Raw genomic sequence first — 20,047 nt, 5'->3', positions numbered from 1 at the left:
ATGGCCGTCGTTTCAATGCAGGCATTTTTATCCGAAGCGGTAATAAGTGGTAGCCAGCTGAAAGGTAAAACTGTTATACGTATTACGTATGAACCTACCTTCTTCCGGCGGCATAGACCGCATAGAGCTGATGCAAACTTTTGTGCGCATCAAAGAAAGCGGTAGCCTGTCGTCTGCTGCCGCGCAAATGGCCACCAGCCAGCCTACCGTCAGTCGACGGTTGCAGACGCTGGAGCGTTTGCTTGGCTGTAAATTGATTATGCGTACCACCCACGAGATGAAGCTTACCGACGACGGTGAACGCTGTTACCGCCATGCCAAGCTGCTGATTGAACGCTGGGAAGCGCTGGAAGATGAACTGCGGGGAGCTGGCGATCAACCTGCGGGTATTCTGCGCGTGCGGGCGCCTCATGCCTTTGGCCAGGACCAGTTGATTGCACCACTGACCGAGTATCTGCAGCGCTACAGCAATATGTCGGTAGACTGGATGCTGAACGACCGCACCCCGGAGTTTATTTCCGAACATATTGATTGTGCGATCCAGGTCGGTGAAATCACCGATCCCTCGATGGTGGCGATATTATTGGCCGAGGTCCCGCGCATTGTGGTGGCCTCTCCTGCCCTGCTGGCCCGCTATCCGCAAATCAGCCAGGTTGAGGATCTCGCCGCACTGCCCTGGGTGGCGCTCAGCACCTATTATCGTAATGAAGTCACTTTGCACCATGCTACTACCCAGCAAAACTATCAGTTCGAAATCGCCCCGAAAATGAGCACCGATAGCCTGTATGCAGCGCGCAAGGCCACCGAATCAGGCTTGGGTGCGGCCATCGTTTCCGCCTGGATTGTCAATGACAACATTGCCGACGGCAGCCTGGTGAATATTTTACCGCAGTGGCGCGCCAAACCTCTGCCGGTCTATCTGTTCTATCCCTATGCCAGCTACTACCCGGCGCGGCTGCTGAAGTTTCTGGAACTGATCCGCAAAATCATGCCCGAACTCAGCGGCACGCAGCCGCCGGGTAAAGCCAGCCGTTAACGCATCAAGCCGGTCCAGCCGTGAATGCCCATATACAGGCCAACAGCGGCAATCAACAGACTGGAGAAGTAAGGAGCACGGCGCGCCAGGGTACTAAAGCCACCCCAACGCTTGCTGGCCTGCTGCACACTATAGGCGGCGGCAACGCCAACGGTGACCATGGTCAATGCCAGGCCAATGCTAAAGCACAGTACCAGCGCCGCTCCCAGAGTAAATGCCTTCACCTGCAGGCACAGCAACAGGACGGTGATCGCTGCCGGACAAGGGATCAGCCCACCGGTCAGTCCAAACAGTACAATTTGTCCGGTGGTCACTTCACGATGGCTAAAACGCTTTTGGATATCATTGGCATGGGCCTTTTCATGGGCGTCCTGATACTCCGCCGAAGCGGGATCCAACCCGGCAAGCTGCGCATGGTCGTGCTCATGAAATTCCACATCATAATCATGCGAATGGCCGCCGTGTCCCAGTGACAGCCTGGCTTTAAACTGATGAGGCTCGGCAATACTACGCACTGATTGCAGAAAACCGTCATGCTGCTCAAACTCAAAAATCTGCGCAAAACCTTTTGGGCGAAAGACGGTAACCGTTGCTGATTTCGCCGACCAGGACTGGCCGCTTAAGGTGGCCAGACGCCAGTGCGGGGCCATGCCCTGTTCATAAATGGACAAGGCTACCTGGCCGTGGCCGGTATCGATCACCCGCGCATCGTGCTCGGCGGCGTGTTCTGCCGCCAACTGTTGCTCTCTCTTCCACTGCCGCTCACCGCGCCAGGTGCGCCCAAACATCCATATTGCCGTGGCGATAATAATCAGCGCCGAGATCAGCTGAAAGTAAGGCTCGCTGGCGTCGGCGGTAAATTTACGACTGATCATCATACCGCCAAAGGCAATCACCCAAACAATAATGGTATGGGAAAAGGTCGCCGCCAGGCCAAGCAGTATCGCCTGTTTGATCGTCCCGCGAACCGCAACAATAAAGGCCGCCATCATGGTCTTGGAATGACCCGGCTCCAGCCCATGCAATGCGCCGAGCAAAATGGCGCTGGGAATAAATAGCCAGGCATTGGCCCCGCCTTGTTGCAGTAAAACCGTGAAATCAGGCATGCATAACCTCAGAGATATTTGGTAATTTCTTTAAATTCGCGAATAACATCAGGGGAAACCTGCCCGTCAGCAAGAATGGCGTGATCGAGACAATGATCGAGGTGATCGTGGATCAGCACTTTTTTGGCATTGGCTACGGCTTTTTCTACCGCCTGCAACTGCTGGGCAATATCCAGGCAACTGCGCTGATCTTCGAGCATTTTGATGGTGCTATTAAGATGGCCGGTGGCGCGCTTAAGGCGTTTGATAATCTCGGGGTGTTTGGTATGAGCATGCATAAAGATATCCTATCGGGGGGGATAGGATAAGCATACTGAGTTGGGGGGCCGCTGGCAAAAAATTATTAACTGCCCGCTTAACCACTAAGTGGATCGCTTGATTAATGCTCCCGCAGAGCAGAGCAAGCACATAAAGAGCATGTTATCTCCAAAAAATCGAGATAACGGAATCAACACAACAGATTATTTAAAAAGGAAAATACGAAAAACAACAGTTAACGCGACAACCTGGCATCTGGAAAACCAGCATTGGTCGTCGCGTTAGCTTACTAACCTGCAAAAGAGGACTTAGAGAGAGAAACCGCCGTCAACGGCCAGCGCCTGTCCGGTGACATGGGCCGCTGTTGTCAGGTAAATCACCATATCGGCAATGTCTTCCGGGGTCTGTGCAATCCCTTGGGGCAATAAAGATCCTTGTAAGCGCACCCAGGCCTGCTCTTCTGTTTCGCCAGGATTGGCCCATCGCTGGGCAATACCCTGAGGTCCACGCCACATACCGGTGCCGACAATACCAGGGCAAACCGCATTGACGGTAATGCCTTCGTGGGCGACTTCTTTGGCCAGAGCATTGGTAAAACCAATTACAGCAAATTTGGAGGCGGAATAATGCGCCAGATCCGGCAAGCCCACCTTACCGGCAATGGAAGCAGTATTGATAATGCGGCCAAATTTACGTGGTTGCATGACTTCCAGTTCGGCCTTGCAGCAATAGAACACACCGCGAGCATTAATATTCATCACGCGGTCCCACTCTTCCGGTGGCATATCGCTGACTTTATATAAACCGAGGACACCGGCGTTGTTGACGGCAATATCCAGGGTACCAAGTTCTGCGGCGGCTTTTTTCACCATCGCCTGTACCTGGTCGTACTCGACAACGTTAACGGTCAGCTCGACCACTTTTCTGCCCAGTGCGCGAATTTGCGAAGCCGTTTCGGTGATAGAATCCAGCGAAATATCGGCAATGGCGACGTCAGCACCGGCGCGAGCCAAAGCAATCGCGATTGCCTGGCCCAGCCCACGAGAAGCACCGGTTACCAGTGCTTTTTTCCCTTCAAGAGACATCATGCTCTCCTTAAAATAAAATTAATTATTTGTTAAGTGAGGAAAACGCGTAACGCACAGCGGCCTTTTCGCTGCATAAAGCAGGATACGGCAGGTCCCTCACTATTAACGCTATTACTGAATGCGTTAACTCAAGAATATCCCATCGCCGATCGTCAGATAACACGGGTAACCCTCCGAACATTTATTCCTGATATTCCGCAATCAATAAATCTTCATGATATTATTCATCAAATTAATAAAGTGGCCGGCGCGCCCAGCGAGAGGTCTGTATTAAGCAAGGCAGAAGTATAAGTAACGCTGGTGTAAAAGGAGATTTTCACAAGTTACAAGCTAGAAACTGTAATGCGCTTTCATGTAAAGAAAAATAGGCTTATATTCACAATATATCGGAATAATAAGCTGTAATAAGGATGTCAAATGGCAATGGATTATTTTAGTGCGTTAGGAGCCTTTGTTCATGCCGCCGAAACACGCAGTTTTACCGAGGCGGGTCGCCGACTGGGAATTTCGTCCTCCGCGGTGGGCAAAGCCGTGGTGCGACTGGAAGAGGAATTGGGCGTCAGATTATTTCACCGTTCAACAAGGGCCATGACCCTGACAGCCGAAGGACAGCTATTCGAAGATCGCTGCCAACGGATATTAGCCGAGTTTGAAGTTGCCAGGGATGAGTTAAATCAGGCCAGGGCTGAGCCACAGGGGAAATTACGCGTTGCCCTGCCGCAGCTTGGCATCTATCTGATGCCCTATCTTGTGGAGTTTCAGCAGCAATTTCCGCAGATAGAACTGGAGTTGGATTTTAGCGATCGTCTGGTCAATATTATTGATGAGGGATTCGATGCCGTGATCCGTATTGGTATGATCCACGACTCACGCCTGACAATACGCCAGTTGGCCGGTTACCAGCACCGGCTGGTCGCGACACCTGGCTATCTGGCGAAATGGGGGCTACCGGCACACCCGCATGATTTAACCTCTCATGCCTGCTTGCGCTACCGTTTCCCCAGCAGCGGCAAACTTGACCACTGGCCGTTAATGGAAAACGGCAACCCTTTTAGCATTGAGCTTCCGCAATCCTCCGTCGCCAATGCCATTGATCCGCTCAAAGCCATGGCCGAAGCCGGATTGGGCATTGCTTTGTTACCAGACTTTATTGTTGCCAGATCCATTGCCAAAGGACGTCTGGTGGCACTTTTGGATAAGTTTATCCATGACTATCGCAGTGTGTGCATACTGTGGCCTTCGAGTCGGCAACCGTTGCCAAAAATAAAAGCCTTTGTCGACTTTATTGTCGAACGAATAGGCACCGCAACTGCCAATATTTCACTGCGTTAATACAAAAAAAAACGGCCTGCATAATAACAGGCCGTTTGTCTATCAGGCTGTTAGCCCATTATTTGCCACGAGAGGCAATAATATCCTCGGCGACATTGCGTGGGGCTTCGGCATAATGATGGAATTCCATCGAGTAGGTTGCGCGCCCTTGTGACATGGAACGCAGTACCGTGGAATAGCCAAACATCTCCGACAGCGGCACTTCGGCTTTGATCAGCTTACCGCCGCCGCCCTGGATCTCTTCCATCCCCTGCACCGTACCACGGCGGGAAGAGAGGTCGCCCATCACGCTACCGGCATAATCTTCCGGCGTTTCGACTTCAACACGCATTATCGGTTCGAGGATCACCGGACTGGCCAATTTGGCGGCTTCTTTAAAACCAAAAATTGCCGCCATTTTAAACGCCATTTCGGAGGAGTCCACCTCATGGTAGGAACCAAACGTCAGCGTCACTTTGACATCCACCACCGGATAACCCGCCAGCACACCGTTGTTCAAGGCTTCGTTAACGCCTTTTTCCACCGCCGGAATAAATTCCCGTGGCACGACACCACCTTTGGTTGCATCAACAAAGGCAAAGCCTTTACCCGATTCCTGCGGTTCGAGGGTAAACACAACATGACCATACTGGCCTTTGCCCCCGGACTGGCGAACAAATTTTCCATCGACGTCTTCGACTTTCTTGCGCACGGTTTCACGGTATGTTACCTGTGGCTTGCCGATATTGGCCTCTACGCCAAATTCCCGTCGCATGCGGTCGACGATAATCTCCAGATGCAACTCGCCCATCCCGGAGATAATAGTCTGCCCCGACTCTTCATCGGTGCGAATGCGAAACGATGGGTCCTCAGACGCCAGCCGCTGCAAGGCAATACCCATTTTCTCCTGATCCGCTTTGGTCTTGGGCTCGATAGCCTGCGAAATAACCGGATCAGGGAACTCCATGCGCACCAGGGTAATAATCGCCTTGGGATCGCAAAGTGTTTCCCCGGTAGTCACCTCTTTCAGTCCGACACAGGCAGCGATGTCCCCGGCGCGGATCTCATCCACTTCATGACGCTCATTGGCATGCATCTGTACGATACGGCCAATGCGCTCTTTTTTACCGCGCACCGGGTTATAGACGCTGTCGCCTTTAGAGAGAACCCCCGAATAGACCCGCACAAAGGTCAACTGGCCGACAAAGGGGTCAGTCATCAGTTTGAATGCCAGCGCCGAGAAGTTCTCGCTGTCATCGGCATGACGATGGACTTCATTACCGTCTTCATCCGTACCCACCACCGGTGGGATATCCAGCGGCGAAGGCATCAGTTCCACCACCGCATCCAGCATGCGTTGCACGCCTTTATTTTTAAATGCACTGCCACACAGCATCGGCTGGATCTCGCCACGGATAGTACGCTGACGTAAACCGGCGGTGATCTCGTCTTCGCTTAGCTCCCCCTCTTCGAGGTATTTGGTCATCAGTTCATCAGAGGCTTCCGCCGCTGCGGCCACCATTTTCTCTCGCCACTCTTCGGCGCTGGCCTGTAACGCAGCCGGAATAGGTTCATAGCTGAAGGTCATACCCTGCGTGGCATCGTCCCACAGGATGGCGCGCATTTTGCGCAAGTCGACTACGCCGGTGAAATGTTCTTCACTGCCAATCGGGATCACAATCGGCACCGGATTGGCTTTCAGGCGATCGACCATCATTTGTCGCACGCGGAAAAAATCGGCACCCGAGCGGTCCATCTTGTTCACAAAGGCCAGGCGTGGCACCTTATATTTATTGGCCTGCCGCCAGACGGTTTCCGACTGCGGCTGCACGCCGCCCACCGCGTCATAAACCATCACCGCGCCGTCAAGTACACGCATGGAACGTTCCACCTCAATGGTGAAATCCACATGTCCCGGGGTATCGATAATATTGATGCGGTGCGCCTCAAAACCATGATCCATCCCCCGCCAGAAGCAGGTCACCGCTGCCGACGTAATGGTAATGCCCCGCTCTTGCTCCTGCTCCATCCAGTCCGTCGTTGCCCCACCGTCATGCACTTCACCCAACTTGTGGTTCATGCCAGTGTAGAACAGGATGCGCTCGGTGGTGGTGGTCTTACCGGCGTCGATGTGTGCTGAGATACCGATATTGCGGTAGCGCTCAATAGGAGTTTTGCGAGCCATATAATGTCCTTAATAGAGGATGGCCAAGGTATAAGACGGAAACTATTTTCTCGTCTGTCTGTGTTGCTAAAACGCCATTATACTACAATTGTACGAGTATATACGTACAATAGTGCTTTTCTATTTAAATAATAAGTCTAAGCGATGAATCAATGATCACTGTTCGCATTAAATCACCTGATCGGTGTTCGCCTGATGGCAGTTTTATTGTTGAATTTAAAAGGAACCGGGCAACCAGCGAACATCACTCACCTGCTGTAACACGCCAGAAAAATCTGGGTTGGCGGGTTACTTTACCGATAACAGCCTTAGCCGCCGCCGTTGCTGACCGTTAGGTGCTGAACATTAATTATGCTTATAAAAAGGGTGGATGCAGAAAGATTGACGTCAGTATTCACGACCTGCGGCAAACAGGATGCATTCATTAACAACATGATATTACTTTCACCTGCAACCCAACCCTCAGCGTCCTACCCGGCAACGACAGCCAGCCCTCCCGCAAAAATAGCGCCAGGCAGACAAACCAGTCCCGCAGCGGTGAGACCTGCTGCTGCCAATACGCCCACTACGGACAACGCGGTCCAGGCGCCTGACAGTCTGGCGGCGCTGTCCGTCCAACTAGGCAGAGCCCTGGTCGCCAGAAACAGTGACCATCCGTTGCAGTATAGTTCACAGCAGCTACAAGCATTGACGCTGGAGTTTCTGCTGTTTCGCTATTGGGACTATTCACAGTACAAAAAACTGACGCGTGACCGTCCGCCGATGACCGCCAGAGAATGGCGGGCGGCGCGCCCCCGACATACCGCCCTGGGCAATGAAATTCTTAACAGCGTAAAAAAAGATCATCCGCAATTCAACGATCCAGAGGGGAGTTTTCGGCAATTACAAACGCTGGCAAAAAAGTACGCGCTGGTACAACGCAGCTTTTCCCCTGTTAAGCAAAATATACAAGCATTACCCAAGCGTGAGCCTTCCTTTATCCAGGAACTGTTAAACGGGGCAATAAATTTCCAAAATAACTCGCTGGTCGGCCGTCTGTTCCGCGACTTCACGCTGATTGGCCGACTGTTTAAACATGATATTGTGCGCTCAAGCACCGATCCGGCCAAATTCAGAGAGGAATTTATCCAGCAGCGCGCCCAGAAGCTTTACCCGGGGGTGATTCGCAACTATGACGCCAGGTTTGAACAACTGATCGCCCCCCTGCCGGCGTCTGAGTCTGCCCTGTTACGCGCCGGCCAGTTACAAATTTTCACCCCCCATCTCAGGTACGCCGCTAACCGTCTCCCAACTGGCCTGTCCCCGCAGCAAGCCGGTTATCCAGATATCGGCACCAGCCTTAACGATCGCCACTTGGTGGTTAAAGCCGCCAGGCCGGGGCAAACACGCTGGTTTGTAATGCCGCTCGCACCACAAAATGCCACCGAGCCAAAGCTGCGCGTTTTCTCCAGTGAGAACGAAACCCAGGCTTTTTTTTCACAACTCTTTAAGCAAAAAACCGGACTTGGCCCGCGCATTAGGTTGATTGCTGCGGGAGAGGCTTTTTCTGCCAGCGATAATATCGGGCAAATTGCCTTATTAACGGCACAACGAGAAGTTGATCGCCTGACAGACCCTTTATTACAGGCGGCAATGCAGCCAACCACTACCGAGCAGATCGCCGAAAAAGCGCTGAATTTTGCCACGGGCTTTATTCCCTTTCTCCAGGGAATTGCCGAATTACGGGAGGGTAACTACCAGCAAGGTTCCCTTTCGCTCTTGCTCGATAGTCTGCCGATGATGCGACAGACAATTGTCAGCGCAAAAGGGGTAGTGACATTGAGCAAAATTACCACCAAGGCGATTAACCAGGCCACCAGCAAGCCGCTCACATCTGGCCGCGTGCTGGCCACAGCGGTAAAACAAACCGGTATTCCGCAGATAAAAAAGAGTATTGAGCAACCACAGACAGCATCGACACCGACCGCTGACGCCATACCCGCCGCCGAAAAATTGGCCCGGGCGCATATGCAATCAGTCGACGTTATCAATCGTGACGGAACCCGAGCAACAGAATATGTCCCGCTGACACAGGAACAGACCAAAGCCAGCTATCGCTATGACAGCGAAACCGGCAGCTTTCGGCCTACCGGCAAATTTATCGGCCCGGATGATAAGGTGGTTGGGTTGGCGGGTGGTACCGATGGCCAGGAACTGGCTACAGCTAGCCCTGTGGTATCCCATGCTTCTGCACCCGCCCTTAGCCACTACGATCTCGATTTCGCGCAATTGCAGGTCGACTACCGGCAACAACTGGCGCTAACGCACACCTCCGGCAGTCAGCAAGGCTGGCTGGATTTCTTACAGCAGCAGATCAATCAGCGCTGGGGCGATCTCTGTACTCAGGCACAAGAATTTATCGGTAACGCCGACAAAACAGGCTGGCATCAGGCAAGCTTCCCTCGCACCGGGAGTGTTGAGGCCGGACTGGAAAGCATATTACAAACCCATAACGGCATTGCCTTTGGTGAAGCCCATTCAGTCGATAGCCATGCGTACGATGCCGCTATCGAAGGGGCGGCCAAATTTCTTAAACAGCATTTGCCAACCTTTAGTCGCAGCGGCGTAAAAACCCTTTATTTAGAAAATATACCGAAAAGCCAAGCCTTGCTGGCGGCAATCAAACATAAAAATATCCCTGATATAAAACGCCTGTTTAGCCAGGGGCAGAATCAATATATCGCCGATCTTATTATTGCCATGCTGGGAAAAGAGATTGAGGTGGTGCCGGTAGACACCGCCATCAGCCTGAATATCAAGGTTCAGACCGGTGAATGGCAGATCCGCGAAAGTATCAGCCAAAACGATCTTGCCGCCAGACGGCAGCGTCTGGAAACCTACAACTATTTAACCACCCGTGAAATAAAAAGCCGCAGTGGAAAATGGATCAGCCTTTCCGGCCACAAGCATATTGCCACCAGCGAAGGAGTGGCCGGTATTGCCGAACTTAATAATGGCTTTCCCGTTTCGCTGGTCAATGAAATGTCTATTCCCCAGGTAAAACCCGTCGCCAATCGCGCCGGACAAGTGGAAATTAGCACGGTGAATATTGGCAAATTTAACTAAAAACAGCGGATTAACGGAGAGAGAACTACAAGGGCAAAAAAGGAACTTGTTATTTTTGGTAAACCACTCACTGATTTAGCTTATTTTTTACCTGAGTCAGGAGCGAAAAATGTCTTTATCAACCCCGCCGCCCAATAATTCAAATATCTTCTATTTATCGCAAAATAATCAGGGAGCAACCCCGCAGAGTGGCAATCAATCGGCCTCTCCAACTAAGGTACAACCAACAGTCAACAGCTGGACAGATACCGTTACCCCGCACATCCTTACCCGTCAGGCCGATGGCCGTTTACACTTTGCGCATGTCGATAATATTACCCTATCTGCGTATGCACTGCAGTCCGGGGAAAGGGAGTCTCGTGGCGTGCAGGATCGGCCGCTGGGCAACAATCAGTCAGAGTCGGTGTTTAATGTCTCCAGTAAAAAGACCGACCCGCTGACCGGCCATCAGGTGCAGGCCACAAGACGCTATCTGGTGCAATGGCGCGAGTTTCCCATTCAGGAGACCTGGGAGAAGGCCTTAACACAACCGGGGTACCCGCCGCTAAAAGTTGTGGCTAACCCGCTGGACGGCGGCTGGACGGTAGAAGCCAACGATTTTCTGCGCGCCATGGCACAGAGTATCTACTTTTATCGTGGTGGACCGGAAGTACCGCCAGTTGATAAAGAAACCGGCCTGCGCAGACAGGGAGAGTTACTTTGGGCTGATATCGATGGCCAGCTGTTTCCGGTTGCCGAAGAGAAAAAAACGGTCCTTGTCCCGTTCTCACCCACCCTGAGTAATTTCGCGCCAACCATTATTCCCCAACAATCACCATTAACCCGCGAAATCACTGAATACTTTATTAAAACGCCGCCCGATAAAAATATTGCCGACTGGCCGCCGCTGCCGGTTGTCAGGGACAGCAGCACCGGTAAATGGACACCGATATTAAGTCCTGTGCATATCAATAGTCTGCTCGAACTGCTGGGCAACGCCGGGTTGTACGGCATTGGCAAACAACAGGACGAGGTGCCAGGCTATACCCGGCTGCAGGCAGGCAAAAACCTCCTGCATGTGGCCAACAATATTACCGTTAAGCTGCCCGGGGTCACCCTGCCCGCCGCCATACATCACCGTGGGCGGCTACCGCCGGTCCCCCTGAGCTGGGACCCGCTGCATAAAAGGTATTATATTCTTTCTGATCCGCAGGCTTTTACCCCGCCCACCTTTACCGAAAGGGAGAGTTGGGGAATACGCTTGATGGTGCTCGGTATTATGGTCCGCGATCCGATCCACAGCTCCGTCGACCTGATTAAGGCGATGTCGGGAGATGCCGCCGCTCAGGAGAGGCTGGGACAACTGATCCAAACCGGGGTGAGCGCCGAGGATAGCAGCACCGGGGGAAAAATCGCCAATATCGCCGATGGTGTTCTCGGCCTGGCTTTTTTTGCCAAGTCGCCGAAAGGGGCTGCCAATATTGAGCTGATGAGCTGGATAGCCACCGCCATTGGCAAAGCCTTGCTGAAGCAGGAGTTTACCGTGGAGGAGCTACTGAGTGCCTATCAGTCGCTGCAAAATTTGCGCTATAGCGCAGATATTCCGCTACAGGGGCAAGCACAGCCAACGGCAGGCAAAACGCCGATCCCCGGCCTGCACTGGCTGGAATCAAAAGTGGTTGATGCCCAGGCGCTGCTACAGGACCGGCGCTACACTAATCTGTGGCGACACCCGGAGGGTAAACTTTACCTGAAAGAGCCCGAGCAACAGTTACAGTATCTGCCGTTAATTGAAGAAAATAGTCAGACCTTTAGCGAGCTGCGCCCGACGGATAAAGGCGAAGGCCGACACTTTACTGCTGGCAATGACGGACAATTGCGGGAAATGACGGCCGCAGAACTCAAGGTCTACCGGGCAGAACAGCCCACGGTGCAAGAGTTGTCGCAGCGTAATTTTCAGCTAATTACCTTTACCCATCGCGACGGTAGCCCGGGCCGTGGCTACAGCACAGTAGGTGAGCACGCCGTTAAAGAGGTGTATCTGTTCGATCCCTCTACGCGGAGCTTTCGTCTTAGCGGAAAATCCGTCGCTGCCGACGGGCGAGTTATCGGCCTGGCGGGAGGAATAAACCCGCTACAACCGGGAACCTCAGGCATACAGCGACGAAATTATAGCGAGCTGGAAAAACAGTTCAGAGAACCTCGCCTGTTAGGTATCTCGACAGCACAGCCCAAGTATCCATTAATAAAAATTGACGGCATGGCGGAAAATATCGCCTATCGCTTCCGGGATGTGAACGCTAAAGGAGAAAGCCGGTTAAATATCGTTGCCCATCGGGTCGAAATCCCGGGGAGTCATGAGTCGGGACGTCTGCAAATAGGCGACGGGCAATATCCGGCTGCCGACCTGGTGGCGGCCTTAAAAAATAATAATATCAACCTTGGTGATTATCAGGAAATCAGAGTTATCAGCCCTTTCTCGGCAGATATCGCCAGGGAGCTGGCAAAGCTAACCGGCAAGCACACTCTCGGTTACCAACAGAATATTACCCTTAAAGGCACGGCGATTAATGCGATTCATAACGTTATTGCCACGGTAGCGGCAACGCAAAAAACCTTGCCGGAAAGTAATAGCGAAGTACGGATGAAATATGGGCAATATGTACAAAGCATGCCGCTCGCCGAAAGAAACAGCGATAAGTCATTTTATATTGTAGAAGGCCACAACGAGTCATTTTCACCGCCGGTAGCTAAACGTCCGTACCCGCAAGATAACGAGGTACCCGCACCGGCCAAACGTCCTGCCTTCGTTTTATCCTATGCGGCAGAGCAGTGGTTTAACGACAATAAGCTGGAAGATATCCCGGCGAGCAACAAACTTAATGCCGTGGCACAGCAGTATGTGACCAATAAGACCACGCTGCAGCGGTTAGATATTACCCTTGAACAGTTGGCAAATTACTACGGTTTTGAACGAGACACTGTGGAAGCGGCCATTAAAGATCATTTCGCCACTCTGTCCGCGCTTTCAGAACAGGCAATGAAGGAAAAACAGCGCAAAAGAAACCAGTGGTTTAACGATCATCAGTTAACCACAAACCACGGCTATGGCCGCGGCACTGACTTGGCCAAACTCTATCTACTACACCGGAGCGAGCTGGAAGCACTCAATATCAGTCGCTCACAGCTGTCACGACACTATGGCATCGGCCATGAAACCCTCAATTCGGCCATATCGCGACTCTCTTACCGAGAAAACCTTTCTGAATTATCGGCAGAAGCCAGGCAGTGGCTGACGGATAACGCCGGAGAGATGCGCGCATATGGAAAAGTAAAATCCGTTGCACAGTTTTATTTACAGCATAAAACCAAATTAGATCAGCTGGATATTTCGCTGGGAGATTTAGCCATCCATTATAATATTGCCAATTATGGCTCCCTGCTCACTGCTCTCTGGCGATTACGCGGCAGGCCTACCCTGCCGGAATTATCAAAAGGAGCAAAACAGTGGCTTAAAGATAATCCCATTCAGCAGGGTAAAGATAAAATAGAAGAGGTCGCACAACTGTTTATTGATAATAATAATGCATTAACCGAGAAACAGATCTCCCGTGATCACCTGGCACAATACTATGAATTGGATCCCGAGAAGCTCGCGGCGGAAATAACCAAAGCTGAGCAGAAAAACGCCGTCAAGCTGGAAGCTGATGGCTACCGGGGCTATTTACCTGCCCGGCCCATCAGCCTGAAGATTGAAAATAATGCCCCCCTGCTGGTTGATGCCACAGGAAAAAGTATCACTGCGCAGGTGATGGGCGACAGTAGCAAGATCTCCATGGCCGAGAGTCCGTTATGGAAAGCTATTCCCCAGCATAACAAGAGTGAAATACTCAATACGTTACGGGAAGTGGTTATGACCGACGGTGCCGAACAGGACAGTAAACTCCCTGGCAGTGACAGCCGCTATGCCGGCATGGGGGATAAATATCTGGAAATTTTTGAGGATGAAAAGCAACCGGAACTTGGGCGGCAAGTAAGAGCAAAAAACGATATCCCGCCCTACAGTTTCCTGAGTGTTTATCGCGGCAGACTGCATAATAGCCTGGAGTCGTTGTCGCAAGAAATGAGGAAAGTGGGAACTTACAATGCCAATGCCTACTTATATGAGGTGCCGGAAGACATGGGGGGAGGTGTCGGTAAAGCCACGGTTAGCGCCTTTGGGCATGGTAATAAGGTAGCCTGTATCAACACCCCGCAGTACCGCGATGGGGAGGTCTATGCCCAGGCCAATGTTGCAGTACTCTATGCCAAAGGTGAAAACCAGCAGAAAGGCGTGTTACCCGTTATTGTTAGCGGAGCAAAGCACATCAAACAGGGAGAAACACTGTGGCTGGATTATGGGGCGTCCTATAACCCGTCATTAGATATCCAAACCGGCAGATATCATGGCATTATCGCCAAGGTGGCACAGGAAAATCAGTGCTATTTTATTATAAAAAATCAGTCAGGAAAGATACTGCATCGTTTCGGTCCCGATGGCAATTTGCTAAACAACGAGGCGGTCATCCCACCTCAAGCCAATAAATATCTGCTGGTGGCGCAAAACGTGAAAAATGCCCTGGTCTACGATCCGGCGCAAATGCACAACAAAAAGTTAAAAGTCATTTTAAATGTGCCGCGTAATGATGAGGGTATCTATTATGCGTTGGCAAAAGTGCTCAATCCCGGCAAACCGGTCGCCGAGCTGGATATACAAAAAATAAAGCAACTGGAAACACCACAGCAAAATATCGACATTAAGCAGGAGCCAGAAAATACAGATCACCCCGAGAATTAATTTCACTGCCAATACGGCGCGCTAATATTTACCCGGCCCGCGCCAAATCACTCTGGCGCGGGCAACTGTTGTCGGCAAATCTTGAGCACCAACTGGCGCAACCAGCGGTGTGCCGGATCCACCTCAAAGCGCGGATGCCACATCTGTGAAACGGTAATACCCGGGGTTTTTATTGGGAGTTCAAAGGCAAAAAATGTCGCCAACCTCCCCTGCTCTCTATTCTCCCCCTGGTTGATCAGAAAAGAGGCCGGTACCAGGGCCAGCAGATCCGACGCCTGCGCCACCTTTAAAGCCGCCGGAAAGCTTGGTACCACCGCGGCAATCCGGCGTTGCAATCCTGACTCTGCCAGCGCGTCATCCACCGGACCAGTGAGTGATCCGCGGCGAGAAGCCACAACATGAGCATAAGCCGTATACTGTCTGGCACTGATATCAGCTTGCCCGTCCAGCGGATGGCCTTTTCTGACTACCGCAACAAAACGATCGCGAAACAGCGCCTGTAAGCGTATTTCCGGCCCCATCTCCCCCAGCACACCAATCTCCAGATCCACCAACCCCTCTCGCAGATAGTGCGCATCTTTCTCCGCCTTGGGGGCAAAACGCAAACAGACGCCAGGTGCCTCGGCTGCCGCAGCGGCTATCAGCACAGCGCCAAAGGCCTCGACAAACCCTTCGTTGGTGCGTAGCGTAAAAGTTCGCGTCAGTGTCGATAAATTCAGGGCTGCCGATGAGGGGCGTAGCATTGATCGCGCCTCGGCAACGACGTGTTGCGTGCCCGCGCGGATCTGCTCGGCATGGGGAGTCAGTACCATGCCTCGCCCGGCTCTGACCAGTAAAGGGTCACCGGTTACGTGACGTAGGCGACTGAGAGTCCGGCTCATTGCCGAGGTACTCAATCCAAGGCGACGGGCCGCCGCCACCACGCTGCCTTCGGCAAGCAGCACATCGAGCGCTATCAGCAAATTGAGGTCGGGATCGGTCATGCGTTGGTTTTCTCAGGCTAAAATAGAAGCAGGCGTGGCATGCAACTTATCACTGCATAAGCTGCGTCTTCCGCCCTGTCGTATAACGCGTATATTCCATCAAACAGGCGAGCAGCCCAATCATTATTTTTAGCTCCCATCAACTTTGAGGAAATGATCCATGCCAACATCTGCGGCAACAAAGACGATCCTGCTTATCGGCGCTACCCGTGGTCTGGGTTTTGCCATGGTGGCAGAGTATCTCGGCCGAGGTTATCAGGTGATCGCCACCGGGCGCGAAGGCTCCAAACAGCGGCTCGCCCCGCTTGCTGCACAATATCCGCAATCGCTGCAAATTGAGAGCCTCGATATTACCGATGCCGAGCAGCTTGCGGCGCTGCATAGCCGCCTGAGCCAACAACGTTTTGATCTGCTTTTTATCAACGCCGGCGTCAAAAATGCCGATAATGAAACCATAGCCGATGTCACTACCGACGAATTTATGCGGGTGATGGTCACCAACTCGCTAAGCCCGATGCGGGTTATCGAAACCTTTCAGCATCTGGTGGTAGCCACCGGCACTATCGGCGTGATGTCATCGGGGCAAGGCAGCCTTACCAATAACACCGTGGGTCATTACGAACTTTATCGCGGCAGTAAAGCGGCGTTGAATATGTTTATGCGCAGTTTTGCCGCACGTCACAGCGACGATCCGAGAACCTTGCTGCTCATGGCCCCCGGCTGGGTACGCACCGATATGGGCGGGCCGCAGGCACGTTTAACCATCGACGAAAGCATTCCCAATCTGGTCAATACCATGGAGAACTATCAGGGGCGTGGCGGATTACACTACCTTGATTACCTGGGTCGCGTGGTTCCCTGGTAAAGGCAGCGGAAATAAAAAAGCCGACAACCTGTAAAGGTTATCGGCTTCAGACACTGACAAAGTCAATTTTTAGGGAGAGTACACCGTTGGGGTCGTAGCGGGCTTGCCCGCCGGAGCGCCCCTAGGTGTGCTATGCCCGGGTATCTCGATCTTTAAGACAACGTTGTCTGTAAACTCAAACCAATAACCCCTAAAGGTTATCGGCTTTGCAAGCAACGGCGTTGTTACGCGTTCAGCAACTGTTGCCCGGTGCTGTCAACCAGAGCCAGCAAGACTTTGACATCGTCCAGGCTGACCGTTGGGTTCAGCAGCGTCAGCTTCAGGCAGGTAATGCCATTAAACTCGGTAACACCGACATTGGCACGACCGGACGCCAGCAGAGCATCACCAATACGCTGGTTAAGCAACGCCACGGCCTCATCGCTACCCGTCGCCAACTGCGCCGGACGATAACGGAAGAGTACGCTGGCCAACTGCGGCTGCATCACCAACTCCAGGGACGGCTGCTCGGCAACAAAGTGCGCCACCTGTTGCGCCAGCGTAACACCGTGATCGATGATCTCGGCGTATTGCTTTTGCCCCAGGGCTTCCAGCCCCATCCACAGTTTTAACGCATCAAAACGGCGGGTGGTTTGCAACGATTTCGACACCAGGTTTGGTACACCTTGCGCTTCATCAAACTCAGAGTTCAGATAAGCCGCCTGATAACGCATCAGCTCATAGTGACGGGCTTCTTTTAACAGGAAAGCGCCGCAGCTGATGGTCTGGAAGAATTGCTTATGGAAGTCCAGAGTAATGGAATCCACCAATTCAATGCCGTCCAGATAATCGCGATACTTCTCGGACAGCAATAAAGCGCCACCCCAGGCAGCATCAACGTGCAACCAGATCTGATATTCGGCCGCCAGTGCGGCAATAGCCCGCAGAGGATCGATAGCACCGGCATCGGTGGTACCCGCCGTGGCGACAATGGCCAGCACCTGCTCACCATTGGCTTTCGATTGCGCCAGTTTTTCGGCTAAATCGTTAACATCCATGCGCGCAAAGCGATCGGTTTTCACCAATGTGACCGACTGATAACCCAGACCCAGCAAAGCCATGTTCTTCTGCACCGAGAAATGGGCGTTTTCCGAACATAATACTTTAATCTTTTTCAGGTTACCCACCAGCCCATCTTGCTGGATAGAGTGTCCCTGGCGAGCAAAGAAGGCGTCGCGCGCCAACATCAAGCCCATCAGGTTACTCTGGGTGCCACCGCTGGTGAACACCCCGGCATCGCCAGGCTGATAGCCTACCTGGCTACGCAACCATTCGATCAGCTTCATCTCAATAATGGTCGCCGACGGGCTTTGATCCCAGGAGTCCATACTTTGGTTACTGGCGTTGATCAAAACCTCGGCAGCCTGGCTGACCACCAGGCTTGGGCAATGCAAATGCGCGACGCACTGTGGGTGATGTACCGACAGGCTGTCTTTTAAAAAGTATTCAATCGCACGTTCAATCGCCACCTGGTTGCCCAGGCCTTGCGGATTGAAATCCAGCGTAATGCGTTCACGCAGTTCGGCAACGGTTTTTCCCTGATACATCTCAGGTTGTTGCAGCCATTGCACTACCGCCTGGCTACTCTGGGCGATCGCTTGCTGGTATGCCTCAGTGCTTTGCGCTGAGGCCGCCAGAATCGGGTTTAACTCGGACATCAATGCTCTCCACTCAGACAGGTTTGATGCCAGCGGCTAGCAGCGCGTGTTCAAATTTATCCAGGAAAATATTCAATTCGTCGTTGGTGATCAGCAACGAAGGCAACAAGCGCAATACACTGCCGTTACGTCCGCCACGTTCAAGGATCAGACCAGCTTCGAAGCATTTTTTCTGCAACAGGGCAGATAACTGACCATCAGCCGGGTAGCAACCCATATGGTCTGCCGCTTCGTAAGGCTTGACAATTTCCATGCCGATCATCAAACCCAGACCGCGCACATTGCCAATGACCGGATAGCGTTTTTGCAACTCGGCCAGTTTGCCTTTCAGCCACTCGCCCTGGGCGGCAACTTTATCGGCAATCTTGTTATCTTTCAGATGTTTTAAGGTTGTCAGGCCGGTGGCCATCGCCAATTGGTTACCACGGAAGGTACCGGTATGGTGACCAGGTGCCCAGGCATCAAACTGTTTCTTGATACCCAATACGGCCAAAGGCAAACCACCGCCAACAGCTTTTGACATCACGATAATATCTGGCTCGATACCGGCGTGTTCAAAGGCAAACAGTTTGCCGGTACGGGCAAAACCAGCCTGAACTTCGTCGATAATCAGCATAATGCCGTGTTCTTGTGTCACTTTGCGAATGCGCTGCAACCACTCGATTGGCGCCGGGTTAACGCCGCCTTCACCCTGAACCGCTTCCAGAATGACTGCCGCAGGTTTGCGTACGCCACTTTCCACGTCATTAATCAGGTTTTCAAAATAGTAGGTTAATGCCTTGACCCCGGCTTCACCGCCAATACCCAATGGGCAGCGGTACAAATGCGGATAAGGCATAAACTGCACTTCTGGCATCATGCCGTTAACGGCTTCTTTTGGTGACAGGTTGCCGGTCACCGCCAGCGCACCGTGCGTCATACCGTGATAGCCGCCGGAGAAGCTGATCACGCCAGAACGGCCGGTGTATTTTTTTGCCAGCTTGAGGGCTGCTTCAACGGCATCTGCGCCGGAAGGACCAGTAAACTGGAGACAGTACTCTTTGCCTTGCCCTGGCAGTAACGAGAGCAGGTAAGCTGAGAACTGATCTTTCAACGGCGTTGTCAGATCCAGTGTATGTAACGGCAAGCCGCTAGTAATGACATTTTGGATGCTTTGCAATACGTCGGGATGATTATGACCAAGCGCCAGCGTTCCCGCACCGGCCAGGCAATCAAGATATTGATTATTTTCAACATCGGTTATCCAAACACCATGGGCTTGAGCAATAGCAAATGGCAACTTACGTGGATAACTCCTTACGTTCGATTCAAATTCAGCTTGTCTTGCTAAATAGGTTTCATTGTTTCCATTTAATGAATTTGCACCTAAAGTATCAATACGGACTTCATCCGTCATCATATCACTCCTACAACTGGGGTTGCCGAGAACGCCGCAGTTGAATAATTAAATTGAAAAATAATGGCCATGAATAAAACGCGGCCAATATATGGCTTTTTAGGTCTCTACTCAATAATTTATTTTGTTTAGATTTGTGTCCCCTTTTTTCATATGAATCAATATGTTGATGATTTTATGACCGTTCATGCCGCCTTCATT

At 52.1% G+C, this 20,047-nt stretch carries 12 protein-coding genes; 5 read left to right on the top strand and 7 right to left on the bottom strand.

The features are described from left to right. Nucleotides 1–88: 88 nt before the first annotated feature. Nucleotides 89–1,036 (top strand): LysR family transcriptional regulator, encoded by a 948-nt coding sequence (locus GW590_RS13955; protein WP_169403659.1) that lies wholly within the window; start codon nt 89–91, stop codon nt 1,034–1,036. On the opposite strand, the gene GW590_RS13950 is transcribed toward GW590_RS13955, so the two are convergent. The 3 genes from GW590_RS13950 to GW590_RS13940 form a co-directional block, all read right to left on the bottom strand. Continuing rightward, complete coding sequence (locus GW590_RS13950) at nt 1,033–2,142, bottom strand: nickel/cobalt efflux protein RcnA (protein ID WP_169403658.1); 1,110 nt, start codon at nt 2,140–2,142, stop codon at nt 1,033–1,035. The two genes, GW590_RS13955 and GW590_RS13950, sit on opposite strands and share 4 nt — an antisense overlap. 8 nt (nt 2,143–2,150) lie before the next feature. Beyond that, entirely contained in the window at nt 2,151–2,420 is a 270-nt protein-coding gene (locus GW590_RS13945; RefSeq protein ID WP_169403657.1) for a metal-sensing transcriptional repressor, read from the bottom strand. A gap of 288 nt (nt 2,421–2,708) precedes the next feature. Further along, entirely contained in the window at nt 2,709–3,488 is a 780-nt protein-coding gene (locus GW590_RS13940; protein WP_211186779.1) for an SDR family NAD(P)-dependent oxidoreductase, read from the bottom strand. Between the two features lie 417 nt (nt 3,489–3,905). Here GW590_RS13940 and GW590_RS13935 point away from each other — a divergent pair, with 417 nt between their 5' ends. Continuing rightward, the gene (locus GW590_RS13935; RefSeq protein ID WP_328803075.1) at nt 3,906–4,820 is read left to right on the top strand and encodes a LysR family transcriptional regulator; all 915 of its coding nucleotides are present in this window, start codon (nt 3,906–3,908) and stop codon (nt 4,818–4,820) included. A gap of 58 nt (nt 4,821–4,878) precedes the next feature. Here GW590_RS13935 and fusA read toward each other — a convergent pair whose 3' ends face one another. Further along, complete coding sequence (gene fusA, locus GW590_RS13930) at nt 4,879–6,984, bottom strand: elongation factor G (RefSeq protein ID WP_169403656.1); 2,106 nt, start codon at nt 6,982–6,984, stop codon at nt 4,879–4,881. A 537-nt stretch (nt 6,985–7,521) separates the two neighbouring features. Here fusA and GW590_RS13925 point away from each other — a divergent pair. Both GW590_RS13925 and GW590_RS13920 read left to right on the top strand, forming a co-directional pair. Further along, the gene (locus GW590_RS13925; RefSeq protein ID WP_169403655.1) at nt 7,522–10,089 is read left to right on the top strand and encodes a TraB/GumN family protein; all 2,568 of its coding nucleotides are present in this window, start codon (nt 7,522–7,524) and stop codon (nt 10,087–10,089) included. Between the two features lie 109 nt (nt 10,090–10,198). After that, entirely contained in the window at nt 10,199–14,905 is a 4,707-nt protein-coding gene (locus GW590_RS13920; protein WP_169403654.1) for an SET domain-containing protein, read from the top strand. 47 nt (nt 14,906–14,952) lie between these two features. On the opposite strand, the gene GW590_RS13915 is transcribed toward GW590_RS13920, so the two are convergent. Then, nucleotides 14,953–15,888, bottom strand: a complete 936-nt coding sequence (locus GW590_RS13915; protein WP_169403653.1) for a LysR family transcriptional regulator — start codon at nt 15,886–15,888, stop codon at nt 14,953–14,955. Nucleotides 15,889–16,048: 160 nt separating this feature from the next. Between GW590_RS13915 and GW590_RS13910 the strand changes: the two genes are divergently transcribed. After that, nucleotides 16,049–16,753, top strand: a complete 705-nt coding sequence (locus GW590_RS13910) for an SDR family NAD(P)-dependent oxidoreductase (RefSeq protein WP_169403652.1) — start codon at nt 16,049–16,051, stop codon at nt 16,751–16,753. Between the two features lie 224 nt (nt 16,754–16,977). Here the strand turns inward: GW590_RS13910 and GW590_RS13905 are convergent, their stop codons facing one another. Both GW590_RS13905 and GW590_RS13900 read right to left on the bottom strand, forming a co-directional pair. Continuing rightward, nucleotides 16,978–18,450 (bottom strand): pyridoxal phosphate-dependent decarboxylase family protein, encoded by a 1,473-nt coding sequence (locus tag GW590_RS13905; protein ID WP_169403651.1) that lies wholly within the window; start codon nt 18,448–18,450, stop codon nt 16,978–16,980. A 13-nt stretch (nt 18,451–18,463) separates the two neighbouring features. Next, the gene (locus tag GW590_RS13900) at nt 18,464–19,846 is read right to left on the bottom strand and encodes a diaminobutyrate--2-oxoglutarate transaminase (protein ID WP_169403891.1); all 1,383 of its coding nucleotides are present in this window, start codon (nt 19,844–19,846) and stop codon (nt 18,464–18,466) included. Nucleotides 19,847–20,047 lie beyond the last annotated feature (201 nt).

Origin of the sequence: Rouxiella aceris, assembly GCF_012933545.1 — a bacterium.
Lineage (GTDB): Bacteria > Pseudomonadota > Gammaproteobacteria > Enterobacterales > Enterobacteriaceae > Rouxiella > Rouxiella aceris.
Note: the sequence above shows the minus strand (reverse complement) of the source record. Positions and strands in the feature narration are given on the sequence as shown.